The organism is Clostridium zhoujianii (assembly GCF_051590805.1).
Taxonomy (GTDB): Bacteria; Bacillota; Clostridia; order Clostridiales; family Clostridiaceae; genus Clostridium.
Genome location: NZ_JBPUTF010000003.1, coordinates 120161 through 134867 on the forward strand (window position 1 = coordinate 120161; position 14707 = coordinate 134867).

General features: G+C 31.0%; 12 protein-coding genes and 1 riboswitch. All 12 genes read left to right on the top strand.

Translation table 11 applies throughout. The features are described from left to right. The first annotated feature begins 37 nt into the window (after window positions 1–37). The 12 genes from ACSYT2_RS15370 (at window position 38) to ACSYT2_RS15425 (ending at window position 14602) form a co-directional block, all read left to right on the top strand. The gene (locus ACSYT2_RS15370; protein WP_430857687.1) at window positions 38–319 is read left to right on the top strand and encodes a GIY-YIG nuclease family protein; all 282 of its coding nucleotides are present in this window, start codon (window positions 38–40) and stop codon (window positions 317–319) included. A 28-nt stretch (window positions 320–347) separates the two neighbouring features. Further along, window positions 348–450, top strand: a riboswitch (SAM riboswitch). A gap of 114 nt (window positions 451–564) precedes the next feature. Further along, window positions 565–1716, top strand: a complete 1152-nt coding sequence (locus ACSYT2_RS15375; RefSeq protein WP_438385126.1) for a trans-sulfuration enzyme family protein — start codon at window positions 565–567, stop codon at window positions 1714–1716. Window positions 1717–1718: 2 nt separating this feature from the next. Beyond that, window positions 1719–2855: an aminotransferase class I/II-fold pyridoxal phosphate-dependent enzyme gene (locus ACSYT2_RS15380; protein WP_438385127.1), complete on the top strand. Its 1137-nt coding sequence runs from the start codon at window positions 1719–1721 to the stop codon at window positions 2853–2855. Between the two features lie 106 nt (window positions 2856–2961). Next, on the top strand, window positions 2962–4863 hold the full coding sequence (locus tag ACSYT2_RS15385) for a sigma-54-dependent Fis family transcriptional regulator (RefSeq protein WP_430857684.1): 1902 nt from the start codon (window positions 2962–2964) through the stop codon (window positions 4861–4863). A gap of 200 nt (window positions 4864–5063) precedes the next feature. Next, window positions 5064–6230 (top strand): iron-containing alcohol dehydrogenase, encoded by a 1167-nt coding sequence (locus ACSYT2_RS15390; protein WP_430857683.1) that lies wholly within the window; start codon window positions 5064–5066, stop codon window positions 6228–6230. Between the two features lie 84 nt (window positions 6231–6314). Beyond that, window positions 6315–7205 carry a sulfide/dihydroorotate dehydrogenase-like FAD/NAD-binding protein gene (locus ACSYT2_RS15395; protein WP_430857682.1) on the top strand — a complete coding sequence of 297 codons (891 nt, stop codon included), beginning with the start codon at window positions 6315–6317 and terminating at the stop codon, window positions 7203–7205. Next, window positions 7205–8596: an NADPH-dependent glutamate synthase gene (gene gltA / locus ACSYT2_RS15400; RefSeq protein WP_430857681.1), complete on the top strand. Its 1392-nt coding sequence runs from the start codon at window positions 7205–7207 to the stop codon at window positions 8594–8596. Before ACSYT2_RS15395 ends, gltA begins: the two co-directional genes overlap by 1 nt. A gap of 725 nt (window positions 8597–9321) precedes the next feature. Further along, entirely contained in the window at window positions 9322–11148 is a 1827-nt protein-coding gene (glmS, locus tag ACSYT2_RS15405; protein WP_430857680.1) for a glutamine--fructose-6-phosphate transaminase (isomerizing), read from the top strand. 14 nt (window positions 11149–11162) lie between these two features. Continuing rightward, complete coding sequence (locus tag ACSYT2_RS15410) at window positions 11163–11330, top strand: hypothetical protein (RefSeq protein WP_430857679.1); 168 nt, start codon at window positions 11163–11165, stop codon at window positions 11328–11330. 255 nt (window positions 11331–11585) lie between these two features. Beyond that, window positions 11586–12932, top strand: coding sequence for an FtsX-like permease family protein (locus ACSYT2_RS15415; protein WP_430857678.1), 1347 nt, complete (start codon window positions 11586–11588; stop codon window positions 12930–12932). A 1-nt stretch (window position 12933) separates the two neighbouring features. Next, window positions 12934–13800: an ABC transporter ATP-binding protein gene (locus ACSYT2_RS15420; RefSeq protein WP_430857677.1), complete on the top strand. Its 867-nt coding sequence runs from the start codon at window positions 12934–12936 to the stop codon at window positions 13798–13800. Window positions 13801–13921: 121 nt separating this feature from the next. Then, window positions 13922–14602, top strand: coding sequence for a PHP domain-containing protein (locus ACSYT2_RS15425; protein WP_430857676.1), 681 nt, complete (start codon window positions 13922–13924; stop codon window positions 14600–14602). Window positions 14603–14707 lie beyond the last annotated feature (105 nt).

Consider the following 14707-nt stretch of genomic DNA (forward strand, 5'->3'; position numbering starts at 1 on the left):
TTTAAAATATACTTAAAAAGATAAGCAAGGTGATGAGATGAATTATGTGTATATAATAAAATGTGGAGATAATTCTCTTTATACAGGGTGGACAAACAATCTGGAAAAAAGATTTAATGATCATTGTAGTGGAAGAGGTGCAAAGTATACAAAAGGAAGGGGTCCTTTAGAACTTGCATACTATGAAACTTATGAAGATAAGTCTATAGCTATGAAAAGAGAATATGCCATAAAAAAGTTAAAAAGGGAAGACAAAGAGAAATTGATAGAAAAGTTTGAGGAAACTATTGACAATAAAGAAGTTAATTGTATAATATAAACAAGTAGAAAATTTAATAAATAAGTTTATCTTATTAAGAGTGGTGGAGGGACCGGCCCTTTGAAGCCCAGCAACCTGTAATTGATATTACGTGGTGCTAAATCCTGCAGGTTTATCCTGACAGATAAGAGGAAAGCTAGTCCCATTAGGACTATATTTAGGCTATTTTTAGTCGCTTCTTATAATTTAAGAAGCGGCTTTTTTTACTATAAAGGCAATTATAATTAAAAAAGGGGGCATATTATATGAAAGATTGTTGTTCATTTGAAACAAAAGCAGTAAGAGGGGCATCAGGTGGAGATGAGAGAACAGGGGCAATTAGTTTTCCCATATACCAAAGTGCTACGTTTAAGCATGCTGGACTTTATGAAAGTACAGGATATGACTACTCAAGGATGCAAAACCCAACAGTAGAAGAATTAGAAAGGACAGTAGCTTCTTTAGAAGGTGGAAAAGAAGGAATTGCTTTCGCATCAGGTCTTGGGGCAATTACTTGTTGCATACATCTTTTTAAAGCTGGGGAACATGTTATTTTATCAGAGGATTTATATGGTGGAACCTTCAGACTATTTGATGATATTTATAAGTCATTTGGAATAGATGCTACATTTGTAGATACAAGAAATTTAGAAGATATTAAAGCTGCAATTAAGGAAAATACTAAGGGGATATTTATAGAAACACCTTCAAATCCTTCATTAAAAGTAACTGATATAAGAGGGATAAGTAAAATTGCTAAGGAGAATAATTTGATTTTTGTGGTTGATAATACATTTTTAACACCATATTATCAAAGGCCATTAGAATTAGGGGCAGATGTTGTTGTTCATAGTGGCACTAAGTATCTTGGAGGACATAATGATGTACTTGCTGGAATTGCAGTGGCAAATGATGAAAATATAATTAAAAGATTGAGATATATATTAATGTCAACTGGAGCAACTCTTGGAGCAAATGATGCATGGCTTTTACTAAGAGGACTTAAAACATTGCATATAAGATTAGATAGAGCCCAAGAAAATGCTATAGAAATTGCTAAGTGGTTAGAAAAACAAGAAGAAGTGAGTACAGTTTACTACGTTGGATTAGAAGATCATGAGGGGTATGAAATTAATAAATCTCAAAGTAGTGGTTTTGGTACAACTTTATCATTTAGAGTTAAAGATAAAGAAATTATTCCAAGAATCTTAAAAAATGTTGAGGTAATAAGCTTTGCAGAAAGTTTAGGTGGAGTAGAAACATTAATTACTTATCCATTTACGCAAACACATTCAGAGTTACCTGATGATTTAAGAAAGAGACTTGGAGTAGATGAGTATCTTTTGAGAATAGCAGTAGGAATAGAAAATATAAATGATTTAATAGGTGATCTGGAAAGAGCAATAAAGGGGGAATAACAATGGGAATAGGAACATCATTAATACATTCAGAAGGAAGTATAGATAAGAATACAGGTGCACTAAGTACACCAATATATCAAGCATCAACCTATCATCAATTTGATATAGATAACTTCGGTAAATATGATTATTCAAGATCAGGGAATCCAACGAGAGAAGTGCTGGAAAATCTAATATCAGAACTTGAAGGAGGAGATAGGGGATTTGCTTTTGCATCAGGAATGGCAGCTATATGTTCAGTTTTAAGTATATTTTCAGCAGGAGACCATTTGGTAATCTGTGGAGATGTATATGGAGGAACATATAGAGCAGTAACAAATTTATTCTCAAGATTTAATATTGAACATACATTTGTTGATGCTAGTAATCTTGAAGAAATAAGGTCAGCTATAAAGGAGAATACTAAGGGAATATATTTAGAAACTCCTTCGAATCCATTGTTAAAAGTTACAGATATAAGAGGTGCAGTGGAAATAGCTAAGGAGAATAATGCAATAGTTATAGTTGATAATACATTTATGTCACCACTATTACAAAAACCATTGGAATTAGGGGCAGATATAGTAATTCATAGTGGGACAAAATTTATAGGCGGACATAGTGATGTTATATCAGGCTTAGTAGTTACTAAAACTAAAGAGTTAAGTAGTAGGGTATATCAAATACAAAATACTTTTGGAGCAGTACTTGGACCACAAGATTGTTGGTTATTAATTAGAGGATTGAAGACATTAAAGGTTAGATTATTAGAATCTCAAAGAAATACTGAAATTCTTGCAAAGTGGCTAAATGAAAGAGAAGAAGTTGAAAAAGTATATTATCCAGGATTAGAAGGGCATGAAGGAAGGGATATTCACTTATCACAAGCAAGTGGTGGTGGAGCAGTATTATCTTTCAAGTTTAATAACTATGAACAAACAAAGTATTTCTTAAATAATATAACTAATGCTGCTTTTGCAGTAAGTCTTGGAGGGGTGGAGACTATAGTGTCATATCCAGCTAAAATGAGTCATGCTGCTATTCCTAGAGAAGAAAGAGAAAAACTTGGTGTAACTGATACTTTGATCAGAGTATCTGTTGGACTTGAGGATGTTGAAGATTTAATAAAGAGTTTTGATAAGTCTATTTTAAAATAGGAAATAGCAAGGATATTAATGCAACTTAGTTATAAATTACAAAGTTTTTTAAATTTGAAATTACTTGTTATAATTTAAGTAGCTACAAAAGCAAAAGAGGAGAATTATGATGGGTAATTATGATAATAGTATAATAAAAGATTCACATGAAAGAAGTAGGGCATATGGAGTTAGAACGGAAGGTTATACCTTAAGAAAGGCATTGGAAATAGGGGAAGTAAATAATCTTTTAAAAAAGAATTCAGATTTAGTTAAAGTTGCAAAAATATATATGGATATGTTTAATGATGTTCTACAAGATGAACATTTTGTAATTGTATTAACAGATAAAGATGGTTGCGTCCTATATATTAATGGTCAGAAAAATGTAGTAAAAGAATATGAAAAATCAAATATAGTTGTTGGTATGTATATGGATGAAAAGAGTGTTGGTACTAATGCTATGGGTACTGCAATAAAGGAAAATAGACCTGTACAAGTTACAGCGGACGAGCACTATATAGATATATTTAAAAAATTAACCTGTTCAGCAGCACCAATACATGGGAAGAATGGTGAGATAATAGGAACGTTGAATCTTACATCACAATGGACTGAAAAACATCTTCATTCATTAGGATTAGTTTTGTTTGGAGTAAAGGCAATCGAGAATGAATTGGAAAAAATACATTCTAAAGAGATACTTGAAGAAACCTACAATTATATGGGAAGTCTTATGGAGAATTATGATAAGGGAATAATTTTAGTTAATGAATTAGGAAGGATAAAAAAAGTAAATGATCTTGTTACAGAAATAATACAAATCCCAGAAGATATACTATTAAATAAAAATATACAAAATATAATTCCCACGTGGAAAAATATAATGGATGGATTTAAGGTTAACAAATACAAAGTATATACAAAGGATGTTAAGTTGAATGATGATATAAAGAAAAGAACACTTATATCAATAAAACCAATTAGATTAAATGATAGAGTGATAGGAAATATTATTACCTTTAGTAAAACAGAAGATAATAATAAGGTAAATATTACTGGAGCTTATAAATCTTTTGATGATATTATTGGTGAAAGTGATGTAATTTTGAATGTAATCACTAATTGCAAGGTAGTAGCAAACAGTCCATCAACTATATTAATAGAAGGGGAAAGTGGAACAGGGAAAGAAGTATTTGCACAAGCAATACATAATTATAGCTATAGAAGAAATGAAAAGTTTATTGCTATAAACTGTGGAGCTATTCCTAAAAATTTAATTGAGAGCGAACTTTTTGGATATGATGATGGTGCATTTACAGGTGCAAAAAAGGGAGGAAAACCAGGGAAGTTTGAACAGGCAAACGGGGGGACATTATTTTTAGATGAGATAGGTGAAATGCCGTTAGAGATGCAGGTTCATTTATTAAGAGTACTACAAGAAGGAAGGGTCACTAGAATTGGTGGAGAGAAAGAAATTCCTATAGATGTTAGGATAATTGCTGCAACAAACAAAAATCTTAAAAAAGAAATAAAAGAAAAAAGATTTAGAGAAGATTTATATTATAGATTAAGTGTTATACCAATTAAAATACCACCATTAAGGGAAAGGAAAGGTGATGTGGAAAAACTTATAGAGTACTTTTTAATGATGAAAACTTATAAATTAAGCAAATGCCATATTGAGTTAAAAGGTATATTAAAAAATAATCTTATTAATTATACATGGCCAGGAAATATTAGAGAGCTAGAAAACTGTATAGAGAATATAGTTAATTTAGATGGTGAAATGTCATATGATATTCTCGATAAAATGAATATAAATGAAGATAGAAATATTCAGAGTAGCCAAATAGAAAATGAATCTAATAAGATAATAAAAATAAATCTAGAAGAGTATAGTTCAATAAAAGAAATAGAGAGAGAAATAATAAATAGGGCTATAGAAATAAATAATTATAATATAAGTAAGACTGCAAAAGAACTAGGGGTAAGCAGAAATACATTATATTATAAGAATAAAAGATAATGTACTAATTTAAGACAGTGTATTAAATTAGTACATTAATAAATAAGCATATGTACTAAATTAGTACATATGCTTATTTTATATTTTTAGACTTTGTTAAAAATATGACTATGTCTGGGGTGAACTTTGTTAAAATTTTGGCATAGAACTTGCTAGTATTATATGTGATAAGAAAAATAATATATTTGGAGGGGTTTGTTATGGCACGTTTTACATTACCAAGAGATATTTATCATGGAAAAGGTACTATTGATATATTAAAGGAAATCAGTGGGAAGAAAGCAATGATCGTAATGGGTGGAGGCTCTATGAAGAGATTTGGTTTTTTACAAAAAATAGAAGATAATTTAAAAGAAGCAGGATTAGAGGTTGAAATTTTTGATGGAGTTGAATCAGATCCTTCAGTTGAAACAGTTATGAAGGGCGCAGAAGCAATGAGGAAGTTTGAGCCAGACTGGATCATCGGATTAGGTGGAGGATCGCCAATTGATGCAGCTAAAGCAATGTGGATATTCTATGAAAATCCAGATTTCACTTTTGAAGAGGCAGTTGTACCATTTGGTTTACCTAAGTTAAGAAAGAAGGCTAAGTTTATAGCTATAGCTTCAACAAGTGGAACAGCTACAGAGGTTACAGCATTCTCAGTTATTACAAATTATGATGAGAAAATTAAGTATCCGTTAGCTGATTTTGAAATCACACCTGATATTGCAATAGTTGATCCTGACCTAGCAGAAACTATGCCTCCTAAATTAGTGGCATTTACAGGTATGGATGCTATGACTCATGCTATTGAAGCATATGTATCAACAATAGCAGATAATTTCTCTGATCCTTTAGCTTTAAAGGCAATTGAAATGGTAAGAGACAATATAAAAGCATCTTATGCTGGAGACTTAAAAGCCAGAAGTGAAATGCATGATGCACAATGTTTAGCTGGAATGGCATTTAGTAATGTTTCATTAGGAATAGTACATTCTATGGCGCATAAGATTGGAGGAGTGTTCCATGTACCTCATGGATGCGCAAATGCAATTTTATTACCATCAGTTATAGAATTTAATAGCAGAGAATGTGAACATAGATATGCAGATATAGCAAAGATGTTAAAGTTAGAAGGAAATAATAATGCAGAGTTAACAAAATCATTAGTGGAATTAATTAGGGAATTAAATAAGGAATTAAATGTACCAGCAACATTTAAAGAATATGGAGTAGATGAAGAAGAATTCAAAGCAAATATAGAGTATATGTCTAAAAATTCAGTAATAGATGCATGTACAGCAACTAATCCAAGAAAGGTTGATGCTGAGTTAATTAGAAAGATATATGAAGCTGCTTACAATGGTGAAGAAGTAGCATTTTAATAAATAATTTCTTTTAGCCTCCTATATTAAAAAGGAGGCTTTTTAAATAAATTTAAATTTTACATAAAGGGAGAATTTGGTATTATGTATAGAATAGTTTCGAAAAGAGAATTGACAGAAAATATATTTTTAATGGACATTGAAGCTAGAAGAGTAGCTAAATCAGCAAAGCCAGGGCAGTTCATAATTATTAAGAATGATGAGAAAGGTGAAAGAATTCCTCTTACAATAGCAGATTTTGATTCAGAAAGAGGCACTGTAGCTATAGTATTCCAAGTTGTTGGAAAAGGAACTAAGGAACTAGCAGATTTAAAGGTAGGGGATTATGTAAGTGATTTTGTTGGGCCTTTAGGGAGAGCAAGTGAATTTGTAGATGAAGACTTAGAAAAGCTAAGAAATAAGAAGATCTTATTTGTAGCAGGGGGAGTTGGTGCAGCTCCAGTATATCCACAAGTTAAGTGGCTAAAAGAACAAGGTATTAATGTAGATGTAATTGTTGGAAGTAGAAATAAAGAATTACTTATATTAGAAGAAGAAATGAGAAAGGTTGCAGGAAATTTATATGTTGCAACAGATGATGGATCATATGGATTTAATGGAAGAGTAACTGATTGCCTAACAGATTTAGTTAAAAATCAAGATAAGAAATATGATGAGGCAATAGTAATTGGACCTATGATAATGATGAAATTCATGTGTATGCTGACAAAGGAGCTAAATATACCTACAGTTGTAAGCTTAAACCCAATTATGGTTGATGGTACTGGCATGTGCGGAGCTTGTAGAGTTTCAGTAGGCGGTGAGGTTAAGTTTGCATGTGTAGATGGACCAGAGTTTGATGGACATTTAGTAAACTTCGATGAGGCAATGAGAAGACAAACTATGTATAAGACAGAAGAGGGTAGGGTTAAATTAAAGGCTGAAGAGGGAGATACTCATCATGGTGGGTGTGGACATTGTGGAGGTGACAAATAATGAATATGCAAGATAAAATGAAGAAGGTTCCTGTAAGAGAGCAAGATGCAAAAGTTAGAGCAAGAAATTTTGAAGAAGTATGCATTGGATATAATGATGAAGAAGCTGTTAAAGAGGCAAGTAGATGTTTAAATTGTAAAAATCCTAGATGTGTTTCAGGATGCCCAGTATCAATAGATATTCCAGGGTTTATATTGAAAGTTAAGGAGAGAAAGTTCGAGGAAGCAGCAAAAGTTATAGCTAAGTATAGTGCACTACCAGCTGTTTGTGGAAGAGTTTGTCCACAAGAAAGTCAGTGTGAAGGTAAATGTGTATTAGGTATAAAGGGAGAGTCAGCTTCTATTGGTAAGCTAGAAAGATTTGTAGCTGATTGGAGTAGAGAGAATAACATTGATATGTCTGAAAAAGAAGAAAGTAAAGGTAAAAAGGTTGCAGTAATTGGAAGTGGGCCCTCAGGATTAACTTGTGCAGGTGACCTAGCAAAGAAAGGGTATGATGTAACTATTTTTGAAGCATTGCATGAAGCAGGTGGAGTATTAGTTTATGGAATACCAGAATTTAGATTACCTAAGGATACTGTAGTTAAAACTGAAATTGAGAACATAAAGAAGCTTGGAGTTAAGATAGAAACTAATGTTATAGTGGGAAGAACAATAACTATAGATGAATTAATAGATAACGAAAAGTTTGAAGCTGTATTTATAGGATCAGGGGCTGGTTTGCCAAGATTTATGGGAATCGAAGGAGAAAATGCAAATGGTGTATTTTCAGCTAATGAGTTCTTAACAAGAGTAAATCTTATGAAGGCATATAAAGATGAGTATTCAACACCAGTTAGAGCCGGTAAGAAGGTTGCAGTAGTTGGTGGAGGAAATGTTGCAATGGATGCAGCAAGAACAGCATTAAGACTTGGAGCTGAATCTCATATAGTATATAGAAGAAGTGAGTCTGAGCTACCAGCTAGACTGGAAGAAGTACACCATGCAAAAGAAGAGGGTGTAATATTTGATATATTAACTAATCCAACAGAGATTATTACTGATGAAAATGGTTGGGTAAAGGGAATGAAGTGTGTAAAAATGGAACTGGGGGCACCTGATGAATCTGGAAGAAGAAAGCCCGAAGTAGTAGAAGGATCAGAATTTATTATGGATGTAGATACTGTAATAATGTCTCTTGGAACATCACCAAATCCATTAATATCATCTACCACTAAAGGTCTAGAAATTAATAAGAGAGCGTGTATTATAACAGAAGGAGAAACAGGAAAGACTTCAAGAGATAAAGTATATGCAGGTGGAGATGCAGTAACTGGAGCAGCGACTGTAATTTTAGCTATGGGAGCAGGAAAAGATGCAGCTGTAGCAATTGATGAGTATTTAAGTAAATAATATATAATTTAAAAATAAACTGACTTAGTAGAATTATTAAGTCAGTTTATTTCATGTGGATATGAATATAAATGCAAAGTTAATGAATAAATATTCAGGGAATACTCTTTTAATTAGCAATGAAATTATAGTGGGTAAACAAAAAGAGTTCATTTATAGAGAATATTAATTATATTAAAAAGTAGCTGAATAACAAAGATATAGAGGTCTATACATCTACAGGTTATGATGTCTAAATATATAGTTTTTAAATTATAATTAAAATATTTTTGTAACAAAAATAATGCAAAAAAATACATTAATAGTATAGACAAACATTAAAAAAGTGGTAAAATAACAAATAGGTATAAGAAATAAATTTTGGAAGGAAGTGCTTATTATAAGGAAAAAAGTAGATAAAATTTTAAAAGCGCCAGAACTATATTAAAAGAGATTAGAGTAATGAATAAATCTTAAGATTTAGGATTTCATCTTTAATGCGGAATATAGTTGACGAGGTTGGGGAGTATCGAATACTTCGGCGGGTGCCCCACGGTATCGCACTACCGTAAACGGCTGGTAAAACTACAAAGTGATTTGTAGCACAAATTCAGTCTGGTGTTAAAGCCTTCAAGTTAGGGTTTTTGATTCCTAGGACTTTTATACCTTTTTTACCAATTTGCTAGGACAAAGCTCTAAAGAAGATGAAAACTAAATATAGGATACAAAAGGAAGGAAGAAAAAATATGTGCGGAATAGTTGGATATGTAGGAAATAAAGGAGCAACATCTTTCTTAACAGATGGATTATCAAAGCTTGAGTATCGAGGTTATGATTCAGCAGGAATTGCTGTTATTAATAAAGGCCAGGTTACTATAGTAAAGCATAAAGGTCGTCTTTCTAATCTAAATGAAGCTTTATATAAAAAAGCAGTAGAAGGAACCATTGGAATTGGACATACTAGATGGGCAACTCATGGAGAACCTTCAGATGTTAACTCACATCCACATCAAAGTTCTAAAGGAGATATTACTGTAGTTCATAATGGAATTATAGAAAATTATTTAGAGCTAAGACAATGGCTTAAAGGAGAAGGATATGAATTCTTATCTGAAACAGATACAGAAGTAATTCCTAATTTAATTCACTACTACTATGAAGGAGACCTTTTTAATGCAGTAGTAAAAGCTACAGAAAAACTAGAAGGTAGTTATGCATTAGGTGTAATATGTGGGAATGAACAAGATAAGCTTATTGCAGTAAGGAAAGATAGTCCGCTAATTGTGGGGTTAAAGGATGGAGAAACATTTATTGCTTCAGATATTCCAGCAGTTATAAATTATACAAGAGATGTTTATCTTTTAGAGGATAAAGAATTCGTTTACGTCACTAGAGAAGGGGTTAAGATCCTAGATAGTGAAGGAGTAGAGATAGATAAAGAAATTTTCAAGGTAACTTGGAGTGAGGATGCTGCAGAAAAGAGCGGATATGACTCATTCATGTTAAAGGAGATTCATGAACAGCCAAAAGCTATTAGAGACACTATGTCTTCCAAAGTATCGATGGAACATGGTGTCTTTTTTGATGATTTTAAGTTATCAAAAAAGGAGCTTGAAGATATAGATAGGATATTTATAGTTGCATGTGGAACAGCATATCATGCAGGTATTATGGGGAAAGTAGCAATAGAAAAGTTATCTAAAATAGCTGTAGAGGTGGATATAGCATCAGAATTTAGATATAGAGATCCATTGGTTACAGATAAATCTCTTGTAATTATAGTTAGTCAATCGGGAGAGACAGCAGATACTTTAGCAGTATTAAGAGATTGCAATAGAATAGGAGCAAAGACTTTAGCTATAACAAATGTAGTAGGAAGTACTATTTCAAGAGAAGCAAATCATGTTATATATACAATGGCAGGCCCTGAAATAGCAGTAGCTTCTACTAAAGCATATACAACTCAAGTTGTAGTAATGTATTTGATAGGAATGTATTTCGGTGAATTAAAAGGCACATTAAATAAAAAGGCAGAAGATGAGTTAAAGAAGGGACTATTATCATTACCTGAGAAAATTAAAGAGGTACTAGCTAATAAAGGTGAGATAGAAGAAGTTGCAAAAATATTAGCTAATGAAGATTATTTATTCTATTTAGGAAGAGGAGCTGATTATGCATTAGCTCTAGAGGGATCATTAAAGCTTAAGGAAATATCATATATTCATTCAGAAGCTTATGCAGGTGGAGAATTAAAGCATGGAACCATTGCATTGATAGAACCAGGTACTAAAGTTATAGCCTTATTAACCCAGAAATCATTAAAAGAAAAGATGATAAGTAACATTGTAGAGGTAAAATCAAGAGGTGCAAAAGCAATAGGACTAGCTTATGAAGGTGATGAATTAGATTCATCAGTATTTGATAGTGTTATTAGAATCCCAAAGATATTAAATATAATAGCCCCAGTAGTAGCAGCAGTTTCACTTCAACTTTTAGCTTATTATACAGCTAAGGAAAAAGGCTGTGATATAGATAAGCCAAGGAATCTTGCAAAGTCAGTTACAGTAGAATAAGGAGTGTGTTAATTATGAGAGAAGATTTAAATAAATTATTAAATGAGTATAAAGAGACAGAAAGATGTTTAACTTTAGGACTTGAATGGTTGCCTAATAATGATTACGCTAAGGCGAAGTTAGATATTATAAAAGTTATAATTGGTGATTTAGAGAAGTTATCAGAGACTACAGTAAATTAATAAATAAAACACATCCCTGAATTAATTTAGGGATGTGTTTTATTTATGTCTATAAAAGTATAGAAAGTTCCACTTGTTAAAAAATATAGTATAAAGAAAAGTAACAAGTTTGTTATATTTATTGGTTATTTATGAGATTAGTTTGTTATCTTTATAGTGTATTATATAAAGTAGAAAAAGATATTATATAAAAGTTATATAAGGAATAATGTAAACCTTTTATATAATTGGACGTATTACTAGAGGGGGATTTAAATGGGAATCATTAATTTTGCTAAAAAGATGAGTAAGGTAGATTTAAAAAAAAGTAAATCTTATATAGCTTTCATAGGAGTGACTGCAGCATTTATGTTAAATGCTATAAATATATCCTACAATGAGTATATATATGGAAGTAGAGACATAGTTGAAAAATCAGTTAATAATGTAGGGAATGTAGTTCAAGGGGGAACAGAATTCTTTGATTTGAGACCAGTTCTTTTCCAGAAGCAAAACATTTTTATGTTACTATTAGTAGTTATTATATTTTCAACTTTTTGTAATCTATATTATATACAAAAAAAGAAAAAAGAGATGGCATTTTGTTTAATTAATGGAGCTTCATTAATAGATTTAACAAAATACCTATTGTGGGTGAACGGAGTAAATTATATTGCAGGAACTTTATTAGGTTTAGTATTAGGAATTATATTAATACCCGCATTCAATTTTTTTATGTATTCTTTGAGTGGAGTTCAGGGAAATCTATTCAGCTTCTCTATTGATACTATAGGAATTACATTTGCTTTTATTTTCATACAATTTGTATGTTTAGTTGCATTAGGTTTTGGATCAACTTATAGACATCAATTAATAGATTTAATTAAAGGGCAGAAAACAGTAACAATTAAAGATAACAGGACTGTAAAAGTTCCTGGGTTACTATTTTTTATACTTTATTTACTACCAATATTTTATGGGATTAAGGCAAAGGGATCTCAAGGTGATGATATTGCACTTTATTATTTAGGCTTTGTAGGTTTAGTTGGGATATTAGGAACTATAAGTTATTTTATTCCCAAGTTAATTAATAAGATTAAAGATAAGACATTTATGTATAAGGGAGCTAGAAGAATATATGTAAGTAACTTTATGTATTCATTACATAATGCTAAAATGTATTTCTTTGGACTTGGGTTTTCACTACTATATTTTGCATATACAATTGAGAGATACTCATATAGACCTGGAGTGCTCCAAAATGGGATATTCTGTTTTGTAGGTTCTAGCCTTATTATTGGATTAACACTAGCTTATAAATTATCAGTAGAGATAGAAGAAAAGAAAGTACTATATAAGCAACTTAAAATTCTAGGATACACTAGGGAAGAGATATCAGATGCTATAAATAAAGAATATATTCTATTTTTTGGAATAGGTCTTTTGATGCCATTTTTAATTATATTAGTAACGATATTAACTTATATAAAGTTAGGTACTTTTACAATAAGCTTTGCAGTTGCTATTTTTGCAAGTTATACAATACCTTTAGCATTAGGCGGAATAATTGCAACTGTATCTAATAAGAGAAAAATTTTAAATTGGATTTATGGGGGAATGTAAAATGAAAAGTATTTTAGTGGCTAAAAATATAATAAAAGAATATGGAGATAATACAGCAAAATTTAGAGCATTAGATGATGTTAGCCTAGAAATAAAAGAGGGAGACTTTATTAGTATTATGGGACCTTCAGGATCAGGTAAAAGTACATTATTAAATATACTTGCAACTATTGATATTTGCACTAAAGGAAAGGTTATTATAAATAATAAAGATGTTAGAGCACTTAAAGAAAGAGAACTTTGTGAGTTTAGAAGAAATAATATAGGTTTCATTTTTCAAGATTGCAATCTTTTAGATACACTAACAATTAGAGATAATATATTAGCTCCATTAATTCTATTATCTGTGCCTAAAGATGAGTGCGATAAAAAAGTTTCAGATGTAGCTAAAAGACTTGAGATAGAAGAGATATTAGATAAATATCCAGCAGAGTGTTCAGGAGGGCAAAGACAGAGGGCAGCAGCTTGTAGAGCTCTTGTTACAAACCCTAAGATGATTGTTGCTGATGAACCAACAGGGGCATTAGATACAAAAAATTCTAATGAACTTTTAAGTATTCTACAGACTTTAAATAGAGAATCAAATATTACTGTAGTAATGGTAACTCATGATTCGTTAATAGGAAGTTATGCTAATACATTACTTTTCATAAAGGATGGTAAGATAGAAAATACACTGGATAGAGATGGACTATCACAAATGGAATTCTATAATCAGATAGTAAGAGAAACCTCTAGAGAGAGTAATAGTATATTTAATGAGGAAAATAATACTTCAGAAAATGAATCTAATAAAATAGAAAAAATAATGCAAGAGAATATAAGACTTAAAAAAATGATTAAAGAATTAGAAAAGAAAATATCATAAGTAATGTAAAAACTAACTTACTATTAATTTATAGTAAGTTAGTTTTTTTATATGGTTAATAATATCAAAAATATAGTGAGTAAAATAGTATAAAGTATTAATAATAATAAAGGACCTAAGAATGTATACAAAAGGTGATTTTCATATGCACTCCACGGAGTCAGATGGAGAATTAAAGCCAGGAGAATTAGTATTATTAGCTAAAGAAAGGCGTATAGATATAATAGCATTAACAGATCATAATACTGTTTCAGGAAATAGGCAAGCAGTTAATGTTGGTAAGATTCATGGAGTAAAAGTAATTCCAGGAATAGAGTTATCTACTAGATTTAAAGGTAATAGGGTCCATATACTTGGTTATTTTACTGATGATAGATACAAAAGTGATGAGCTTAAAGATATGTTAAGTAATGTGTATAAAGGAAAATTTAAAGCATGTCAAATTTACTATAAGGGTAAGTTAAGCTTTAGGGCAGAAGGAGGCAAGATAACTACAGCCGCAGGGATTGATTTTTTACATTATTATGGTGCAAAAGTAGTTATGGCACATCCAACATTACTTAGGAAGGATATATTTAATAAGTTAATTGAATTAAATTTTGATGGGATTGAAGCTAAATATTATAGAAATAGATATGAAGAAACAGAGTACTTTATAAAAATAGCTAAAGAAAAGGGAATTATATATACAGCTGGATCAGATTTTCATTCATTAAAAAAGGTAGATTTAAAACATGGTACACTAGGTCAAATTTATTTAGAGCAAGATGAGATAGAAGAGTTTTTAAAAATTTTAGAATAGGTTACATTAAGGGTAGGAATTAATATTCTATCCTTAATTTAATTATGAAAATAACGATAATTTATAATATGATACATATAATTCTACCGAGGAAAAGGAGAATGG